Annotated in this window: 14 protein-coding genes; 1 reads left to right on the top strand and 13 read right to left on the bottom strand. The window is 64.1% G+C overall.

Annotated elements, in window-relative coordinates:
* Positions 1 to 29: 29 nt before the first annotated feature.
* From H582_RS0100975 to lspA, 11 genes are all read right to left on the bottom strand, one after another.
* Positions 30 to 1,523, bottom strand: coding sequence for a malate:quinone oxidoreductase (locus H582_RS0100975; protein ID WP_028596981.1), 1,494 nt, complete (start codon positions 1,521 to 1,523; stop codon positions 30 to 32).
* Positions 1,524 to 2,723: 1,200 nt separating this feature from the next.
* Positions 2,724 to 3,365 carry an orotate phosphoribosyltransferase gene (pyrE, locus tag H582_RS0100980; protein ID WP_028596982.1) on the bottom strand — a complete coding sequence of 214 codons (642 nt, stop codon included), beginning with the start codon at positions 3,363 to 3,365 and terminating at the stop codon, positions 2,724 to 2,726.
* Positions 3,366 to 3,367: 2 nt separating this feature from the next.
* Positions 3,368 to 4,114, bottom strand: coding sequence for an orotidine-5'-phosphate decarboxylase (gene pyrF, locus H582_RS0100985; protein WP_028596983.1), 747 nt, complete (start codon positions 4,112 to 4,114; stop codon positions 3,368 to 3,370).
* Positions 4,115 to 4,255: 141 nt separating this feature from the next.
* Complete coding sequence (carB, locus tag H582_RS0100990; protein WP_028596984.1) at positions 4,256 to 7,468, bottom strand: carbamoyl-phosphate synthase large subunit; 3,213 nt, start codon at positions 7,466 to 7,468, stop codon at positions 4,256 to 4,258.
* Complete coding sequence (locus H582_RS0100995) at positions 7,455 to 8,600, bottom strand: carbamoyl phosphate synthase small subunit (protein WP_028596985.1); 1,146 nt, start codon at positions 8,598 to 8,600, stop codon at positions 7,455 to 7,457. Before H582_RS0100995 ends, carB begins: the two co-directional genes overlap by 14 nt.
* Positions 8,601 to 8,612: 12 nt before the next feature.
* Positions 8,613 to 9,911, bottom strand: coding sequence for a dihydroorotase (locus tag H582_RS0101000; protein ID WP_043110734.1), 1,299 nt, complete (start codon positions 9,909 to 9,911; stop codon positions 8,613 to 8,615).
* A gap of 84 nt (positions 9,912 to 9,995) precedes the next feature.
* Entirely contained in the window at positions 9,996 to 10,898 is a 903-nt protein-coding gene (locus H582_RS0101005; protein ID WP_028596987.1) for an aspartate carbamoyltransferase catalytic subunit, read from the bottom strand.
* Positions 10,899 to 10,903: 5 nt separating this feature from the next.
* Positions 10,904 to 11,464 carry a bifunctional pyr operon transcriptional regulator/uracil phosphoribosyltransferase PyrR gene (gene pyrR / locus H582_RS0101010; RefSeq protein WP_028596988.1) on the bottom strand — a complete coding sequence of 187 codons (561 nt, stop codon included), beginning with the start codon at positions 11,462 to 11,464 and terminating at the stop codon, positions 10,904 to 10,906.
* A gap of 480 nt (positions 11,465 to 11,944) precedes the next feature.
* Complete coding sequence (locus H582_RS0101015) at positions 11,945 to 13,180, bottom strand: LL-diaminopimelate aminotransferase (RefSeq protein WP_028596989.1); 1,236 nt, start codon at positions 13,178 to 13,180, stop codon at positions 11,945 to 11,947.
* Positions 13,181 to 13,411: 231 nt separating this feature from the next.
* A complete protein-coding gene (locus H582_RS0101020; protein ID WP_028596990.1) occupies positions 13,412 to 14,377 on the bottom strand; it encodes an RluA family pseudouridine synthase in 966 nt (321 codons plus the stop codon).
* A gap of 9 nt (positions 14,378 to 14,386) precedes the next feature.
* The gene (gene lspA, locus H582_RS0101025) at positions 14,387 to 14,917 is read right to left on the bottom strand and encodes a signal peptidase II (protein ID WP_028596991.1); all 531 of its coding nucleotides are present in this window, start codon (positions 14,915 to 14,917) and stop codon (positions 14,387 to 14,389) included.
* A gap of 291 nt (positions 14,918 to 15,208) precedes the next feature.
* Here lspA and H582_RS25435 point away from each other — a divergent pair, with 291 nt between their 5' ends.
* Complete coding sequence (locus H582_RS25435) at positions 15,209 to 15,910, top strand: TraR/DksA C4-type zinc finger protein (RefSeq protein WP_043110735.1); 702 nt, start codon at positions 15,209 to 15,211, stop codon at positions 15,908 to 15,910.
* A gap of 10 nt (positions 15,911 to 15,920) precedes the next feature.
* On the opposite strand, the gene H582_RS0101035 is transcribed toward H582_RS25435, so the two are convergent.
* Both H582_RS0101035 and ileS read right to left on the bottom strand, forming a co-directional pair.
* Positions 15,921 to 16,250 carry a DUF5665 domain-containing protein gene (locus tag H582_RS0101035; protein WP_028596992.1) on the bottom strand — a complete coding sequence of 110 codons (330 nt, stop codon included), beginning with the start codon at positions 16,248 to 16,250 and terminating at the stop codon, positions 15,921 to 15,923.
* A 166-nt stretch (positions 16,251 to 16,416) separates the two neighbouring features.
* A complete protein-coding gene (ileS, locus tag H582_RS0101040) occupies positions 16,417 to 19,521 on the bottom strand; it encodes an isoleucine--tRNA ligase (RefSeq protein WP_028596993.1) in 3,105 nt (1,034 codons plus the stop codon).
* Between the last annotated feature and the right edge of the window lie 31 nt (positions 19,522 to 19,552).

The raw sequence follows: 19,552 nt of genomic DNA on the forward strand, positions 1-19,552 counted from the left end.
TTCGGTCGGCACCGGGGAGGGAAGACAGCTTATTTGGCTGGATGCAGTTCCTTGAGCTGGAGCGCCTTGGCCGTAGAGGCCTCGATCTGCGCGATCAGCTGCGGGTGCTGGAGAAGCTTGAGGCCGTAGGAAGGGATCATTTGCTTGATCTTCGGCTCCCATGCCTTGAGCTGCTGCGGGAAGCATTTTTCAATGACCTCCAGCATGACGGAAACCGCAGTCGATGCTCCCGGCGAGGCGCCAAGCAGCGCCGCGATCGAGCCGTCGGCCGCGCTTACGACTTCCGTACCGAATTGCAGGATGCCTTTGCCCGCCGGCGTATCCTTGATGACCTGCACGCGCTGGCCGGCTACGACGAGCTCCCAGTCCTCGCTCTTGGCTTCCGGAACGAACTCGCGCAGCGCGTTCATCCGCTGCTCCTTGGACAGCGACAGCTCCTTGAGCAGGTACTTCACGAGCGGCACGTTCTTGGCGCCGGAAGCGAGCATCGTCACCAGGTTGTTCGGCTTGACGGACGTGATCAGATCGAGCATCGAGCCGTTCTTGAGAAACTTCGGCGAGAAGCCGGCGAAAGGTCCGAAGAACAGCATTTCCTTGCCCTCGATATAACGCTTGTCAAGATGAGGCACGGACATCGGCGGCGCGCCGACGGCGGCCTTGCCGTACACCTTGGCGTGATGCCGGGAGACGACCTCCGGATTTTGGCATACCATGAAGATGCCGCTGATCGGGAAGCCGCCGATGGCGCGTCCTTCTGGAATGCCGGACTTCTGCAGCAGATGCAGGCTGCCGCCGCCGCCGCCGAGGAAGACGAACTTGGCGTTATGGCGTTCGACCGCTCCTCGGCCGTCGCGCACCTTGATCTCCCAGCTGCCGTCGCCGGCACGCTTCACGTCGTCGACCTGATGGTTGTAGCGGACATCGACGCCTTGCCTTTGCAGATGGGCGAACAGCATGCGCGTTAAAGCGCCAAAGTTGACGTCCGTTCCGGAGTCGATCTTCGTCGCCGCAATCGGCTCGTCGACCTTGCGTCCGTCCATGATGAGCGGAATCCACTGCTTGAGCTGGTCGGGACGGTCGGAATACTCCATACCCCGGAACAGCGGGTTGTCCTTGAGCGCTTCGTGGCGCTTGCGGAGGAAGTTGACGTTGTTCTGCCCGAACACGAGGCTCATATGCGGCAGCGCCTTGATGAACTCCTGAGGATGCTGGATAAGTCCGCTTGCCGCCAGATGCGCCCAGAACTGCTTGGATACCTGGAATTCCTCGTTGACCTTGACCGCCTTGCTGATGTCGATCGAGCCGTCGGCCTTCTCGGTCGTGTAGTTGAGCTCGCACAGGGAGGAGTGGCCCGTACCGGCATTGTTCCATTCGTTCGAGCTTTCCTCGCCTGCCGAGGCGAGCTTTTCGAACACTTTGATGTTCCAGTCCGGCGCAAGCTCCTTCAGCAAGGCGCCAAGGGTGGCGCTCATGATGCCGGCGCCGATCAAGATCACGTCAGTTGCAGGTTGTCGATTGCTCAATGTTATCGGTCCTTACCCATGAATTTTTTAAAGCCGGATCGACTCGGATCCACAATCACTCCCTCTAGTATAGCACGATTCGACGGCGCTTTGTAATGACCGCTCGAGTCCTATCTTCGCTTGTCGGAGCGCGGACACCGGGACCGATCCGCTTCGCGGAGCGGGGACTCGTTCCGATCTTCCTAGAGCCCAGATTCCTCTGATTCCATTCTCCAGCAGGGGTGGAACCCGGCCTCCAAGGGACCCGCGGCCGCTTCTTCGCGAGTCTCCCGTCCGCTTCGCTCCTGGTCCTGGCATATTGCTCACGCTTCGCGCATGTTGCACGGTTCCGCGCCTGTTGCAACAAGTGCAGCATCTTACTTCTGCATTCAGATGCGCAACCAGACCGCTCCACCAACCGCCCCTGAACTTCCAGCTCCACAGCCGCACCGAGTTGCTCGATTTTTCCGCGCAGCTCGCTCCGTTTCGCTCCGTGGACACTCGAGTTACTCGGTTTTTCCGCACAACTCGTTCCGTTTCTCCCCCTGGACACCCGAGTTACTCGGTTTTTCCGCGCAACTCGCCCCGTTTCTCCCCCGGGCACCCGAGTTGCTCGGTTTTTCCGTGCAACTCGTTCCGTTTCTCCCCCTGGACGCCCGAGTTACTCGGTTTTTCCGCGCAACTCGTTCCGTTTCTCCCCCTGGACGCCCGAGTTACTCGGTTTTTCCGCGCAGCTCGCCTATGTAATTGGTCGAGCAGGGCTGGGATGGTTTGTGCAGGCAGCTTTGCCTGCTTGCTGGCTCGGTCTGTTTTAAGGCCAGTTTGTTGGCCGCGCGAAGCGCTGTCGTCTCCCAGTATTCGGGAGACGGTCCTCCCTCCTAATAAGAAGGGGGGAGGGAGCAAGCTTGCGGGGCGAGGCAGAGCGGAGCGAGACGATGCCTTTCGGAGAAGCGGCAGCGGTCCTCTTGGAAGACGGATGGCCTCCGAATAGGAGGTCGGGAAATCAGGGCATCCGGCTTCCAGTGGAATCGGAGAAAGGCTCGGCTCGCGCAGCGGGCTTCCTGCCCCTCAGGGTCTGCTTCTCCGGCTTCACCGGAGAAAGGCTCCTCCCCCTCAGCCCGCGCAGCGGCCCTCCTGCCCAAACAGCGAAAAGGACGGTCGGCCTCATGCGCCGTCCCGCCCCTCTATCGCTCTGCCTCGGCGCGAGGCCGATCTCGCCGCCTACTTGCCGTAGCTGGCCGGGTCCTCTCGCCACGCCTGCAGCGACGCGAGCTGCCCGCTCTGCACGATGCCGCGCTCGGCCGCCACGTCGATCAGCGCCGAGTAGCCCGACAGCGTGCGCAGCGGCACGCCCGCCTCCGCGAAAGCCTTCTCGGCGCTCGCGAACTGATACGAGAAGATGGCGACGACCGCCAGCACCTCGCCGCCCGCCTCGGCGACCGCCTGCGCCGCCTTGATCGAGCTGCCGCCGGTCGAGATCAGATCCTCGATGACGACGACCTTCTGCCCCGCGGCGATGCGGCCTTCGATCTGGTTCTGCTTGCCGTGGCCCTTGGCCTTGTCGCGGATGTAGGCCATCGGCAGGTTCAGCTTCTGCGCGACCCAGGCGGCATGCGGGATGCCCGCCGTCGCCGTGCCGGCGATGACGTCGGCGTCCGGATAGCTCTCGCGAATGACCGCGGCAAAGCCCTCCGCCACGAGGTCGCGGATATCCGGGTAGGACATCGTCAGCCGGTTGTCGCAGTAGATCGGCGACTTCAGCCCGCTCGTCCAGGTGAACGGCTCCTCCGGCCGCAGCGCGACCGCTCCGATGTCCAGCAGCTTGGCCGCGATCTCGCGCGGAAGGCTTTCGACTTGAAGCATGCTCATGCTTGGATCAGCTCCTCGATAATGGATTCAATGGCGGCGCGCGGATCGGCCGCCCGGGTGATCGGCCGTCCGATCACCATGTAGTCGGTGCCGGCGCGAAGCGCGTCCTGCGGCGTCATGACGCGCGTCTGGTCGCCGACATCGGCGCCGGCCGGACGGATGCCCGGCGTGACCGTCTGGAACGCCGGTCCGCAGGTGTCCTTGACGAGCTGCACCTCATGCGGCGAGGCGACGACGCCGTCGAGGCCGGACGCGATTGCGAGCAGCGCGTAGCGGGCGACCGCCTCCTCGACCGTGCCGGGGATGCCGATCTCGTCGTTGAGCATCTCCTCGCTCGTGCTCGTCAGCTGCGTGACGGCGATGACCGTCGGGCGGGGCAGCGAAGGATCGGCGGCGAGCGCCTCCTCGACGCCGTCCATCGCCGCCTCCATCATGTCGCGGCCGCCGGCGGCATGCACGTTGAACATGTCGACGCCGAGCCTCGCGATGCTGCTCGCTCCGCCTTTGACGGTGTTGGGAATATCATGCATCTTCACGTCGAGGAACACGCGGTAGCCGCGCTCCTTGAGACGGCGGACGAAGTCCAGTCCGGCGGCGTAGAAAAGCTGCATGCCGACCTTCATGTAGCAGGGGATGCCTTGGAGCTGCTCCAGCAGCTGCTCGGCGGAGGCGGCGTCCGGGTAATCCAGCGCCACCATCACCTTGGCTGCCGCCTGCTCGCGGCTCAGGGCCGTTGTGCTCATCGCTTGCTCCTCCTTGTGATCGATCTGTTCGGTCGACTGGGCATAGAGAAAGGCCATCCGCCAGAAGCGCGCCGCCGGCAGCGCCTAGGAAGGCGGTGCTGGAGACGGCGCGCTCATCGGCGCTGGCCGTGCTTCATCGGATTATTGCAGGACCGGCATCGGGTTCGAGCTGAAGTTGATCGTCTGCAGCATGTTCAGCAGCGCCCGCACCGTATCGAGCGACGTCATGCAGACGACGCCGTTCTCGACCGCCTCGCGGCGGATGCGGAAGCCGTCGCGCTCCGGCGTCTTGCCCTTGGTCAGCGTGTTGAAGACGAACTGCGCCTGGCCGCTGCGGATCAGGTCGAGGATGTTCGGCGAGCCTTCGCTCAGCTTGTTGACGCGCTGCACGACGATGCCCTCGGCCTCGAGCGCGGCGGCCGTGCCGCCGGTCGCGATGATCTTGTAGCCGATCGCATAGAAGCCCTTCAGCAGCTCAAGCGCCTCTCCCTTGTCCTTGTCGGACACGGTCGCCACGATGGAGCCTTGCAGCGGTATCTTCATGCCGGCGCCGATCAAGCCCTTGTACAGCGCCTTGGCGTACTGCTCGTCGCGGCCCATGACCTCGCCCGTCGACTTCATCTCCGGCGTCAGCGTCGGATCGACGCGGCGCAGCTTGGCGAAGCTGAACACCGGCACCTTGACGCTGACGAACTTGTCCTCCGGCCAGAGGCCGTCGACATGGCCGAGCTCGGCCAGCTTCGTGCCGAGGATGGCGCGCGTCGCCAGGTTCGCCATCGGCAGGCCCGTCACCTTGCTGAGGAACGGCACCGTGCGCGAGGAGCGCGGGTTGACCTCGATGACATACGCCTTGTCGTTATGGATGACGAACTGGATGTTGACCAGGCCGACCACCTTCAGCGCCTTGGCGATCTTGATCGTGATGTCGATGATCTGCTCCTTGATGTCCGCGGACAGCGACTGCGGCGGGTACACCGCGATGGAGTCGCCGGAGTGCACGCCTGCGCGTTCGACATGCTCCATGATGCCCGGGATGACGACCGTCTCGCCGTCGCAGATCGCGTCGACCTCGGCTTCCCTGCCGAGCATGTAGCGGTCGATCAGCACCGGATGCTCCGGATTGATCTTGACCGCCTCGGCCATGTAGCCGACCAGCTCCTCGTCGGAGTAGACGATTTCCATCGCGCGGCCGCCGAGGACGTACGACGGACGCACGAGCACCGGGTAGCTGAGGCGGTTCGCCGTGACGATCGCCTCCTCGAGGTTCGTCACCGTGCTGCCTTCCGGCTGCGCGATGTCGAGGCCGCGCAGCAGCGCCTCGAACTTCTTGCGGTCCTCGGCGGTGTCGATGCTCTCGAGGCTGGAGCCGAGGATGCGCACGCCCGCCTTCGCCAGCGGAGCGGCGAGGTTGATCGCCGTCTGGCCGCCGAACTGCACGATGACGCCGATCGGCTGCTCCTGCTCGATGACGTTCAGCACGTCCTCCAGGAACAGCGGCTCGAAGTAGAGCCGGTCGGAGGTGCTGAAGTCGGTCGATACCGTCTCCGGGTTGTTGTTGATGATGACGGCTTCGTAGCCGGCGTTCTGGATCGCCCAGACGGCATGCACGGTCGAGTAGTCGAACTCGATGCCCTGGCCGATGCGGATCGGGCCGGAGCCGAGCACGAGCACCTTCTGCTTGTCCGTCTCGGTCACTTCGTTCTCCACCTCGTAGGTGGAGTAGTAGTACGGCGTGCTCGCCTCGAACTCGGCGGCGCAGGTGTCGACCATCTTGTAGACCGGACGCAGCCCCTGCTCCAGGCGGAACGTGCGCACCGCATGCTCGTCCGTCAGCGTCTGCTGGCTGCCCTCGCGGCGCAGCTCGGCGATGGAGCGGTCGGAGAAGCCGCGGCGCTTGGCCGCGTAGAGCAGCTCCTTGGTCAGGCCGGGAGCGCGGCGCAGCTCGTCCTCGAAGGCGACGATGCTCTCGATCTTGTCGAGGAACCACCAGTCGACCTTGGTCAGGTCCTGGATGTCGGCGAGCGTCCAGCCGCGGCGGAACGCCTCGGCGATCAGGAACATGCGCTCGTCGTCCGGCTTGGCCAGGCGGGTGCGGAGCGTCTCGTCGCCCAGCTCATGCGCGTCCTTGAGATGGAAGCGATGCGTGCCGATCTCCAGCGAGCGGATCGCCTTGTGCATCGACTCCTCGAACGTGCGGCCGATCGCCATCACTTCGCCGGTCGCCTTCATCTGCGTGCCGAGCTTGCGGTTGGCGCCCGTGAACTTGTCGAACGGCCAGCGCGGAATTTTGGACACGATGTAGTCGAGCGTCGGCTCGAAGCAGGCGTACGTCTGGCCCGTGACCGGGTTGACGATCTCGTCGAGCGTGTAGCCGACGGCGATCTTCGCGGCCATCTTGGCGATCGGGTAGCCCGTCGCCTTGGAGGCGAGCGCCGAGGAGCGGCTGACGCGCGGGTTGACCTCGATGACATAGTATTGGAAGCTGAACGGATCCAGCGCGAACTGCACGTTGCAGCCGCCCTCGATGTTCAGAGCGCGGATGATCTTGAGCGACGCGGAGCGCAGCATCTGGTACTCGCGGTCCGACAGCGTCTGGCTCGGCGCCACGACGATCGAGTCGCCGGTGTGCACGCCGACGGGATCGAAGTTCTCCATGTTGCAGACGACGATGCAGTTGTCGTTCGCGTCGCGCATGACCTCGTACTCGACTTCCTTCATGCCGGCGATCGACTTCTCGATCAGGCACTGGCCGATCGGGCTGTAGCGGATGCCGGAGGCGACCGTCTCCAGCAGCTCGGCCTCGGTCGCGCAGATGCCGCCGCCCGTGCCGCCGAGCGTATACGCCGGGCGAACGATGATCGGGTAGCCGATCTCATTGGCAAAATCGACCGCTTCCTCGACCGTCGTGACGATGACGCTCTCCGGCACCGGCTGCTCCAGCTCGCGCATGAGCTCGCGGAACAGGTCGCGGTCCTCGGCTTTCTCGATCGCCGTCAGCTGCGTGCCGAGCAGCTGCACGTTCTCGCGCTCGAGCACGCCGGCGCGCGCCAGCTCGACCGCCATGTTGAGGCCGGTCTGGCCTCCGAGCGTCGGCAGCAGGCCGTCCGGACGCTCCTGGCGGATGATCTGGGAGACGAAGTCGAGCGTGATCGGCTCGATGTACACTTTGTCGGCCATGTTCGTATCGGTCATGATCGTCGCAGGGTTGCTGTTGATGAGGACGACCTCGTAGCCCTCTTCCTTCAGCGCCTGGCAAGCCTGCGTGCCGGCATAGTCGAACTCGGCGGCCTGGCCGATGACGATCGGGCCGGAGCCGATGACGAGGATCTTCTTGAGCAGGTTATTTCTGGGCATACAGCAGCTCTCCTTTGGACGCTTCCGACAGTTGGGCTTGACGCGGCTTGGAAGGGTTAGTGCGGCGATGGGTGCGGATCAGCTCCAGGAATTCGTCGAACAGGTAGCTGGAATCGAACGGCCCCGGGGCCGCCTCCGGATGGTATTGGACCGAGAAGGCCGGATGCTGATTATGCTTCAGCCCTTCGACCGTCTTGTCGTTGTTGTTGATATGGGTCACGGTCAGCTCGGTGCCGGCGATGCTGGACTCCGGCACGGTGTAGCCGTGGTTCTGGCTCGTAATGTAGCAGCGTCCCGTGGAAAGCTCCTTGACCGGGTGGTTGCCGCCGCGATGGCCGAACTTGAGCTTCTCCGTATCCGCGCCGCAAGCGAGCGCGAACAGCTGGTGGCCGAGGCAGATGCCGAAGATCGGGTATTCGCCGAGCAGCTCGCGGATCGTCGCGACCGCATGCGGCACGTCCTGCGGGTCGCCAGGGCCGTTGGACAGCTGGATGCCGTCCGGATTGAGGCGGCGGATCGTCTCCGCGGACGTGTCATGCGGCACGACGACGACGTCGCAGCCGCGCTTGGTCAGCTCGCGCAGGATGCCGGTCTTGGCGCCGTAGTCGATCAGCACGATGCGCTCGCCGAAGCCCGGGCTCGTGAACACCTGCTTCGTCGACGTGCGGGCGACCTGGTCGCGCAGCAGCGGCGTGCCGGTCAGCTGCTCGACGATCGCCTCGACGCGCTCGCTGCCGGTCGTGATGACGCCGCGCATCGTGCCGAAGTGGCGCAGCTTGCGGGTCAGCATGCGCGTGTCGATCTCGCTGATCGCCGGGATTCCGTGCTCCTTGAGCAGCCAGTCCAGCGACACCTGGGCGCGCCAGTTGCTCGGGATCGGCTCGTGGCGGCGTACGGCGAAGCCGTGGATGAACGGCGCCACCGTCTCGAAATCGTCGCGGGTGATGCCGTAGTTCCCGATCAGCGGGTACGTCATGGTGACGATCTGTCCGCAGTACGACGGATCGGAGAGCACCTCCTGGTAGCCGGTAATGCCGGTGTTGAATACGACCTCGCCGGGCTTGAACGTCTCGGCGCCGAACGACTGGCCCGCAAATACGGTTCCATCCTCAAGAATCAGTCTCGCTTGCATCCGTATCACTCCTTATGCGCTTTGGTGGGACCAGACGACGCTGCCGGCGACGACGGTGGCTTCGGGCCATCCGTAGAGCTTCCAGCCGCCGAAAGGCGTGTTGCTGCTTTTGGAAAGGAAGGCAGAGGGATCGACCTCGCGCTTCTCCTCCAGCTCGACGACGGTCAGATCCGCCGGAGCTCCGACTTCCAGCCGCCCCGAGTCGAGGCGGAAGACGGAAGCGGGAATTCGGGTCATGCGGTTCAGCAGGAAGCCGAGCGACCATTTGCCCGTGCGGACGAAGGCGGTGTACAGCAGCGGGAACGCCGTCTCGAAGCCGACGATGCCGAACGGCGCGAGCTGCATGCCGCGGGCTTTTTCCTCGGCGCTGTGCGGGGCGTGGTCGGTGACGATCATGTCGATCGTGCCGTCCTCGAGGCCTTGGATGACCGCCTCGACATCGCGCGGCGTGCGCAGCGGCGGGTTCATCTTCCAGTTGGAATCCATGCCGGGGATGTCCTCGTCGCTCAGCACCAGATGATGCGGGCACACCTCGGCGGTGATGCGGACTCCGACCGACTTGGCGAGCCGGATCAGGCGCACCGACTGCTCGGTGCTCACGTGGCAGACGTGGTAATGGACGCCGGTCGATTCCGCCAGCAGCGCGTCGCGGCCGACATGGATCGCCTCGGACTCGTTCGGGATGCCCTTGATGCCGTTGTCGCGGGCGAACTTGCCCTCGGAGACGTACAGCCCTTCGACGAGGCTGTCATCCTCGCAGTGGGCGATGATCGGCATGTCGAGCGACTGCGCCAGCTCCATCGCGTCCTTCATCGTCTGCGCGCGCTGCACGCCGACGCCGTCGTCGGTGAAGCCGATCGCGCCGGCCGCCTTCAGCGCCGCGAAGTCGGTCAGCTCGCGGCCGAGCTGGTTTTTGGAGATGGCCGCGTAGGGCAGCACCTTCACGCCGTTTCCTTGCTCGCGGGCTTTGTCGATCACATAGCGCACCGTCTCCGGCGTGTCGATCGAAGGCCGCGTGTTCGGCATGCAGGCGATCGTGGTGAAGCCGCCCGCCGCCGCCGAGGCGGTGCCGGTGACGATATCCTCCTTGTGCTCGAAGCCCGGGTCGCGCAGATGCACGTGCATGTCGATGAAGCCCGCCGAGACCAGCCTTCCTCGCGCGTCCAGCACGCCCTCGCCTGCCGCCGCCGGCGCGTCGCCGGCCTTGATCTCGGCGATCCGGCCGTCCTCGATGCGGATATGCCTCGTCTCCAGCTCGCCGCTCTCCTCGTTCCAGATCCGTCCGTTCACGATCCATTCCACAGCTGCCATTGCTTGATCCGTCCCCTTTCGCAGCGAATGCCGCCTTGCCTGCCTGCTTCCGTCGTCCTTGCTTCCTGGCGGCGCTCGCCGCCTCTATCCTCTCAGCGCCCGTTCGATGACGGCCATGCGCACCGGCACGCCGTTCTGCATCTGCGGGAAAATTCTCGACTGCGGATGCTCGACCAGATCGCCGTCGATCTCGACGTCGCGGTTGACCGGCGCCGGATGCATGATGATCGCATGCGGCGCAAGGCGCGCCGCCCGTTCCGCCGTCAGACCGTACTGCTCGCGGTACTCTTCCGCGGAGCGGAGCATGCCGCCCTCATGCCGCTCGAGCTGCACGCGCAGCATCATGACGACGTCGGCTTCGAGCGCTTCTTCCATGCTCACGTAGGCCACATCCAGCTCGTTCTCGCGCATGTTTTCCGGCGCGCAGAAGCGCACCTGCGCTCCGAACTGCTTCAGCCCCCAGTAGTTGGAGCGGGCCACCCGGCTGTGCTTGATGTCGCCGATGATCGAGACGCGCAGCCCCGAAAGCGATCCGAACTGCTGCCGCATCGTGTACAGGTCGAGCAGCGCCTGCGTCGGATGCTCGTTGTTGCCGTCTCCTGCGTTGATGAGCGGCACCTGGATGCGCTCCGCGAGCTCCTCGAGCACTCCGGCCGGCTTGAGCCGGATGATGCCGGCGTCGATGCCCATCGACTCCAGCGTCCGCACCGTGTCGTAGATCGACTCGCCCTTCTGCACGCTCGATTCCGCCGCCGAGAAGTTCAGCACCTCGGCTCCGAGCCGCTTTTCCGCCACCTCGAAGCTGAACCGCGTGCGCGTGCTGTTCTCGAAGAACATGTTGGCGACGAAGCTTCCCGCGAGCACGGGCTGCACCTTCTGCTCTTGCCGCTCCCAGTGGGCCGCGCGCGAGAGGATCGACTCCAGCTCCTCGCGCCCCATTCCTTTCAAGCCAAGCAGGCTTTTTTGCCGCAGCTGCAATGCCGTCATCCTGATCATCCTCCCTGTCTTTCCGTGATGGTGACGTTGTCTTCTCCATCCACTTCCTGAAGGGAGACGCGGATGCTCTCCTGCTTGGAGGTCGGCACGTTCTTGCCCACATAATCCGGCCGGATCGGCAGCTCTCGGTGGCCGCGGTCGAGCAGCACGGCCAGCTGGATCGACTGCGGACGTCCCTGATCCATCAAGGCGTCCATCGCCGCGCGGATCGTCCGGCCCGTGTAGAGCACGTCGTCGACCAGGATGACGCGCTTGTCGTGGACCGGGATCGGCTGGCCGCCGGCATCGGGCACCGCGATGGCTCCCCGCTGGCCGTCCGGCGAGCGGTCGTCGCGGTAGCCGGTGATGTCCAGCTCGCCGCAAGCGACAGGCGTTCCCTCGATCTCGCGGATCTGCTCGGCGAGGCGGCGAGCCAGGTAGACGCCGCGCGTCCGGATGCCGACCAGCACGCAGCCTTCGATGCCTTTGTTCTTTTCGACGATCTCATGGGCGATCCGGGTCAGGCCTCTCCGTATGGCGGTATCGTCCATGATGGCGCGCTTCTCGCCTTCTGACATGGGTGATCGAGCTCCTTCAGCGTCCGGCCGCAGCCGCTGCGCATGGGTAGTGTACGGCTTTATCCTCCCTCGGCAGGGCAAAAAAAAACTCCCTGCTGAACGCTCAGCAAGGAGAGGGAAAGAAGCATGTGCCGTCTTGAAGAAGAGCAAGCGGGCGGATCCCTCTCCGGCGGCGGGCAGGCGCAAGGACGCGCCGAGCCGGCCGCGCGGAGGCAAGGACTCCGAGCTGGCTGACAAGCTTCATCGACGACGGCACATATCACGCTACCTTGCCAGCCTCTCTGGACTGAGTTAAAGGTACTGCCGTTATCGGATACGATTATCCCATGCGAGGCCGATGAAGTCAACCCCGACCCTGTTCCTTGGTTGTGTTGTATTAATATTCAACTTACTGAATAATAATAACACCTTATCCCGGAAAGGGCAATGGCCGGGCAAAGAAAAAGCCGGTCCGCTTGGCGGACCGGCTGTCGAATCGGCTTACAGGCTGAGGCCGCGGATGCGCTCCACGGCTTTTTCGGTGTTCTCGCGGCTGCCGAACGCCGTCAGGCGGAAGTAGCCCTGGCCGCTGCGGCCGAAGCCGACGCCCGGCGTGCCGACGATGTTCGCCTCGGACAGCAGCTTGTCGAAGAACGCCCACGAATCGAGGCCCTTCGGCGTCTTGAGCCAAATGTACGGCGCGTTGACGCCGCCGAATACGTCCAGCCCAAGCGACGCAAGGCCGTCGCGGATGATGCCGGCATTGGTCATGTAGTAGTCGACGAGGCCGCGGATCTGCTCCTTGCCCTCCGGCGAGTAGATCGCCTCCGCGCCGCGCTGGGTCACGTAGGAGACGCCATTGAACTTGGTCGTGTGGCGGCGGTTCCACAGGTCGTTGATGACGACGGAGTTGCCGTCCTTGTCGAGGCCCTTCAGCTCGCGCGGCACGACCGTGTACGCGCAGCGGACGCCGGTGAAGCCGGCCGTCTTGGAGAAGCTGCGGAACTCGATCGCGACCTCGCGCGCTCCCTCGACTTCATAGATGCTGTGCGGCACGTCGGCTTCAGTGATGAACGACTCATACGCCGAGTCGAACAGGATGAGGCAGTTGTTCGCGCGAGCGTAGTCGACCCATACTTTGAGCTCGTCCTTCGTGAGCGTCATGCCGGTCGGGTTGTTCGGGTAGCACAGGTAAATGAGGTCGACCTTGCGGTCCGGCAGCGACGGCTTGAAGCCGTTCTCCGCCGTGCAGTCGAGGTAGACGATGTTCTCGTAGCGGCCGAGCTCGCTGTTGAACGAACCCGAACGGCCCGCCATGACGTTGGTGTCGACGTAGACCGGATAGACCGGATCCTGGACGGCGACGACGGCATCCTGGCTGAAGATCTCCTGGATGTTGCCGACGTCGCACTTGGAGCCGTCGCTGACGAACACTTCGTTGGCGGCGATGTCGACGCCGCGCGCCTTGTAGTCGTTCTCGATGATCGCCTGGATGAGGAAGTCGTAGCCCTGCTCCGGGCCGTAGCCGCGGAAGCTGCCCGGCACGGCCAGCTCGTCGACGGCGGCGTGCATCGCCTTGGTGACGGCTTCCGGCAGGCCGCGCGTCACGTCGCCGATGCCGAGGCTGATGATCTCGGCTTGCGGGTTGTCCTGGATGAACTTCGTGCGCCGCTTGGCGATTTCCGAGAACAGGTAGCTGCCTTGCAGGTTCAAATAATTGGAATTGATCGAGGTCATGGGATCGGATCCCCTTTCGGTTTCATGAATGGACCCGGGAGCGGAAGGCCGCGCCCGGGTCGTGGAGGTCTCATGCTGGCACGGCCGCTTCCGGAGGGTCGCGGCGCGCGAGTGCAGCCTGTTTCAGCATAGCGCAAGGCGCTTGCCGTGCTAATGGAACATTGCGCGAAAAATTTGCATTTTTCGCATCGTCCGCAAATGCCCGGAGCGTCAAGGCCGGCACAGCTGCCGCTAGCGGTTCCGCAAGCTCGTCAGCACATGCTGCATGTCGTCCGGGATCGGCGCCTCGAACTCGAGCCGCTCGCCCGTGCGCGGATGGGTGAAGCCGAGCGCCGCCGCATGGAGCGCTTGTCCTCCCAGCGCGACGGTCTTGTTGCGCCCATAGACCGGATCGCCCGCGAGCGGATGGCCGATGTACTTGAGGTGGACGCGGATCTGATGGGTCCGGCCCGTCTCCAGCTGCAGCTCGACCAGCGTATAGTCGCCGATCCGCTCGATCACCTGGAAATGCGTCACCGCATGCTTGCTGCCTTTGGTGGTGACCGTGAACATCTTGCGGTCCTTTTCGTCCCGTCCGATCGGCGCGTCGATCGTGCCGATGTCATGATGCAGGTTGTCGTGCACGAGCGCGACATACTTGCGCGTCACGCTATGCTCCTTGAGCTGCTCGGCGAGCGACAGATGGGCCAGATCGTTTTTGGCCGCCATGAGCAGGCCGGACGTGTCCTTGTCGATGCGATGCACGATGCCCGGACGGAGCACGCCGTTGATGCCCGACAGGTCGCGGCAATGATGCATGAGCGCGTTCACGACCGTGCCGCCGGAGTGGCCCGGCGCCGGATGCACGACCATGCCCCGCGGCTTGTTGATGACGATGACGTCGGAGTCCTCGTACACGATGTCGAGCGGGATGTCCTCCGGCACGATCGCCGCGTCCTCCGGCTCCGGCACCGTCACGGAGAGCGAGTCGCCTGCGGAGAGCTTGTAGTTCGCCTTGACGGCGCGGCCTCCGACCGATGCGGCGCCGGACGCGATCCAGTCCTGGACCTGCGTGCGCGAGATGGCGGGATCGGCGAGCTGGTCGGTAATGAACTTGTCGATGCGCTGTCCCGCCTGCTCCGGCGCGATCGTCCATTCGAGCTGCCGTTCGTCGTCTTGCTCGACGACATGTTCAAGCGGGTTGTTTTGGAATGTCATAAGGCGAAGTCAGTCCTCTGTATGCAATATTTCCTTCGGCTGCTCCGGGTCGCGGCCTTCCTTGGCCGCCGCCCGCGCGCGGCGGTCCTCCCGCAGCGTGTCGATGATGATCATGATGACGCCGATCGTGATCGCCGAATCGGCGATGTTGAACACCGCGAACGAATAGGAGCCGAAATTGAAGGATAGGAAGTCGACGACATGCCCGTAGAGCAGCCGGTCGATAAAGTTGCCGAGCGCTCCGCCGAGCACGAGGCCCAGCGCGGTCAGCAGCCAGACGTTGCCGGATCGGCGCTGCTGGTGGATGTACCAGGCGATGCCCGCCGCGACGATCGGCGTGATGATGAGGAAGAACAGTTGTTTCCCCTCCAGCATGCTGAAGGCCGCTCCCGTGTTGCGGATGGAGGTGATGATGAAGAAATCTCCGATGACTTTGATCTGCTCGTAGAGCTCGAGCCGGTTCATGATGATGATTTTGGTGATCTGGTCGAGCAAGATGGCGGCCAGCGCCACCACGTATGAATACCCCTTGACCTTCAAGCTTTTCCCTCCTCGTCCGTCTCATTGTAGCATAACCGTTCCGGGCGGAGCCAGCGCTCAGGCATGCCTGGCAGCAGGCTTCAGGACAGCTTCGAGGCAAGCGTTGGAGCCGGTGCCGGGACGGCGATAAGGACGGATTCGGGACGGCGCGGCGCCGGCCCGCAAGCCATTGGCCGGAGGCTCCTCGCTTCCAGAGAACCCCATCTGTAATCCGGCTGCAAGTCGTCCACACTAACAGCAGCAATTCCAGTCCCCTCGCAGCCTGCGCGGCTGCCGAAAGGTGTGTGCGACATGACTCATTCCCCAGCTCTCATCGGGCGGTTGAAGCAAAGGCTGCTCCGGCAGCGCGAGGAGCTGATCCGCCGCGACGTGGAGTCCGATCACGACGGCTTGCAGGAGTCGCTGCGCGACGAGACCGGCGAGCTCAGCACGATCGACAACCACCCTGCGGACATAGCGACGGAAATGTTCGAGCGCGGCAAGGATATCGCGCTTCAGGAGCAGATGGACCTGCATCGCGAGCGCATAGATGCCGCCCTGGCGGCGATGATCGACGGCAGCTACGGCCGCTGCGCGGTCTGCGGCGAAGACATTCCGGAAAAGCGGCTGTCGGCGCTTCCCGATACGCTTTATTGCATCCAGCATTCCCCGCGGCAGCATGTGTCCCACCGCCGTCCGGCCGAGGAGGCGGTGCTGCGTCCTCCGTTCGGCGATTCCGACCGCGACGGCAAGGACGATCCCGGATTCGACGGCGAGGATGCGTGGCAGACCGTCGAGCACTGGGGCACGTCGACCTCTCCGGCCATGGACGAGATGCCGGGAGACAGCTACCAGAGCATCGGCATCGAGTCCGACGAGAATGTCGGCTACGTCGAAGACATCGAAAGCTTCCTTGCGACAGACATGACCGGCCGCCATGTGAGCGTCGTGCGCAACCGCGAGTACAAGAACTACATGGACAGCGGCCGGGGAGAAGAGCTGCCGTCCGACTGATCCGCCTCGTTCAATACTGCTTGCCCTCCAGCTGGATCTGCACGATGCGCACGAGGTCGGCGATGTAGTCGCCGATGATCGGCAGGTTGAGCTGTCCGAGCGCCTGCAGCAGATACAGGATCGCGGTCGTGAAGAAGGCGATGCCGATCGCGTAGCCGACGCCGCGCGAGACGCCTGCGACCAGATTCCGGCGGATGAGCTTCCACGGCCGATTGAGCAGATCGACGTATTCGGCCATCTGGGACCGCTCCAGATCGGCGGCGATCTTCTCCAGCCGATCCTGGAGCAGGCTGATCCGCTCCTGCTCGCTCGCCTTGTTCCTCCGATGCTCTTCGCCCATGCCGCTCCTCCTTCCGTATGTTCAGGCTCAAGAATTCCCCGCTAGTATGTCCCGGAAAATGCTGGCGGATTCCACAGGAAAAGGCTCCTTTCTCCCGTCCGGGAGAAAGGAGCCTTTTTGTCCGTCCATCCTGCCGCTGACGCGACGCCTGGCCTCGCGGCCCGAATCAGCCGCGGATCAGCAGGCCGAGCGAGCGCTCGCCAAGCTGCACGCGCTCCATGCCGGCCTCGCTGCCGTAGCTGACGCTGCTCAGCAGCACGCTGCTCTGAAGCAGCTCGTCGTTCTCCTGCAGCGCCGCCGTCAGCTCGGCGTCGGCGTCCAGCACGAGCTCGACCCGCTTCTCGATCGGCAGGTCGAGCTTTTTGCGGGTATCCTGCACGGCGCGGATGACCTCGCGTACCCAGCCTTCCCGCTCGAGCTCCGGCGTGATGTCGGTATTGAGCGCCACGGTCACGCCGCCGCCGGAAGCGGAGGCGAAGCCCGCCTTGGCCTGCTTCTCGACGAGCAGCTCTTCGAGCGCGACCGTCGCTTCCTCGCCGTCCGGCGAGGCGAAGACGAAGCTGCCGCCCGTCACGATCGCGCGAGCGCCATCGACGTCCAATCCTTTGAGGTAGGCTTGGATCGGACCGACGTTTTTGCCGAACTTCTTGCCCGCGACCTTGAGGTTCAGCTTGAGGGCGAAGTCGACGAAGCCGCTGTCGCTCGTCTCGACCCGGATCGCCTTGACGTTGATCTCGTCCTTGACGATCTCCTCGTAGTCCGTCAGCGCGAACTCGCCGCTCAGCGAGACGATGAGCTCGGACAGCGGCTGACGCGTCTTGATGCCGGTCTCGTTGCGCACGTTGCGCGCCAGCTCGACGATCGTGCGGGCCGTCTCCATGTCGCGCTCGAGCTCGGCGTCGATCGCCGATTCGTCGACAGTCGGATAGTCGGCCAGATGGACGCTGCCTTTGCCGCCGAGGTTGCCGTAAACATCCTCCGCCAGCAGCGGCGCATACGGCGCGATGAGGCGGGAGAGCGTCAGCAGCACGTCGCGCAGCGTCGCGTACGCGTTCAGCTTGTCGTCGGTCAGGCCGCTGCCCCAGAAGCGGTCGCGCGAGCGGCGGATGTACCAGTTGCTGAGCTCGTCGACGAACGCCTCGATCGCTTTGGCCGAGTTGAGGAAGTCCCAGCTTTCCAGGCCGGTCACGACCGTGCGGACGAGCGTGTTGAGGCGGGAGACGATCCAGCGGTCCAGCTTGGCCGCGGAGACGCGTCCTTGATGCTCGGACGGATCGAAGCCGTCGATGCTCGCGTACAGCGCGAAGAACGCATGCGTGTTGACGATCGTATCGATGACCTTGGACTTCGCTTCGCCGACGATGCCGCGCGAGAACTTCTTGCTGTTCCACGGCGCGCTGTCCGCGAGCAGCGCCCAGCGGAACGCGTCGGTGCCGTACTCGTCGATGATTTCCCAAGGGTCGATGACATTGCCCTTGGACTTGCTCATCTTCTGGCCGTTCTCGTCGAGCACATGGCCGGTCGAGATGACCGCCTTGTACGGAGCTTGCCCGTTGTACAGCGTCGAGACCGCCAGCAGGCTGAAGAACCAGCCGCGCGTCTGGTCGATGCCCTCGCAGATGATGTCGGCCGGATACTGCTCGGCGAAGCGGCCTTCGTTCTCAAACGGATAATGCTGCTGCGCGAACGGCATCGAGCCGCTGTCGAACCAGACGTCGATGACCTCCGGCGTGCGGGTCATGACCGCGCCTTCGGCGAACGGACTGCGCAGCTTCACTTCGTCCACATACGGCTTGTGCAGCTCGAAGTCCTCCGGCAGCTCCGTCACGGAGCGCTCGCGCAGGTCGGCCAGGCTGGACGGCGCGTACTCCTTGCCCGTCGCCTCGCACACCCAGACGTTGAGCGGCGTGCCCCAGTAGCGGTTGCGGCTGATGTTCCAGTCGACGAGGTCCTCGAGGAACTTGCCGAAGCGGCCCTCGCGGATATGGCCCGGGTACCAGTCGACGCCGCTGTTGTTCGCGATCAGCTGCTCCTTGACGGCGGTCGTCTCGATGAACCAGCTCTCGGTCGCGTAATAGATGAGCGGCGATTTGCAGCGCCAGCAGAACGGATAGCTATGCTCGTATTTCTCTTTGGAGAAGAGCAGCCCTTTCTCGCTCAGCATCTTGACGATCTCGATGTCGACCTCGCCGTCCTTGACGAAGCGTCCGGCCAGATCCGTCACCTCGTCGACATAGCGGCCCTGGTTGTTGACGACGGCCAGCAGGCTGATGCCGTTTTTGCGGGCGGTCTTATAGTCGTCGTCGCCGTGCGCCGGCGCGATGTGGACCATGCCCGTGCCGCTCGTGTCGCTGACGAAGTCCGCGCCGATGACGACATGGCCCTTATCGACCGGAACATAGTCGAACGGAGCGCGGTAGGCGAGGCCGACAAGCTCGGCGCCCTTCACGCTGCCGACGATTTCCGGCTTGTCGTCGCCCTTGAACACGCTGTCCACGAGCGCCTCGGCGACGAAGTATACCTCGCCGTCTTTTTTCGCCTTGACGTAGGTCAAATCCGGGTTGACCGCGATCGCCGTATTGGCCGGCAGCGTCCATGGCGTCGTCGTCCAGGCGAGCAGATGGCCTTCGCCGTTCTCCAGCGGGAACTTGACCGTGGCGCTGAGATCCTTGACGTCCTCGTAGCCTTGGGCGACCTCATGCGAGCTGAGCGTCGTCTGGCAGCACGGGCAGTACGGACTGACGCGGTGGCCGCGGTACAGCAGCCCTTTGCCATGGATCGTCGAGAGGATATGCCAGACGCTCTCGATATAGCTGTTCTTGAGCGTGATGTACGGATCGTCCATGTCGGTCCAGTAGCCGATCGCTTCGGTCAGCTCGCGCCATTGGCGCTCGTATTCGAACACGCTCGCCTGGCACTTTTTGACGAATGCCTCGACGCCGTAGTTCTCGATCTCCTGCTTGCCGGAGATGCCGAGCTCCTTCTCCACGCCGAGCTCGACCGGGAGGCCGTGCGTATCCCAGCCGGCCTTGCGCACGACGCGGTAGCCGGACATCGTCTTGTAGCGGCCGATGAAGTCCTTGATGACGCGGCCGAGCACATGCCCGATATGCGGCTTGCCGTTCGCCGTCGGCGGTCCCTCGTAGAACACGAAGTTCGGCTTGCCTGCGCGGTTGTCGATGGAAGCCTTGAACGTCTCCTCCGTCTTCCACTTGTCCAGCACGCGCAGCTCGCGCGCGCGGGCCTTCTCCTTCACATCCACTCTTTGCATCGCTCAACACTCCTCTTGGAAAATAAGCTCT

It is taken from the genome of Paenibacillus pasadenensis DSM 19293 (genome assembly GCF_000422485.1).
GTDB lineage: Bacteria > Bacillota > Bacilli > Paenibacillales > Paenibacillaceae > Paenibacillus_O > Paenibacillus_O pasadenensis.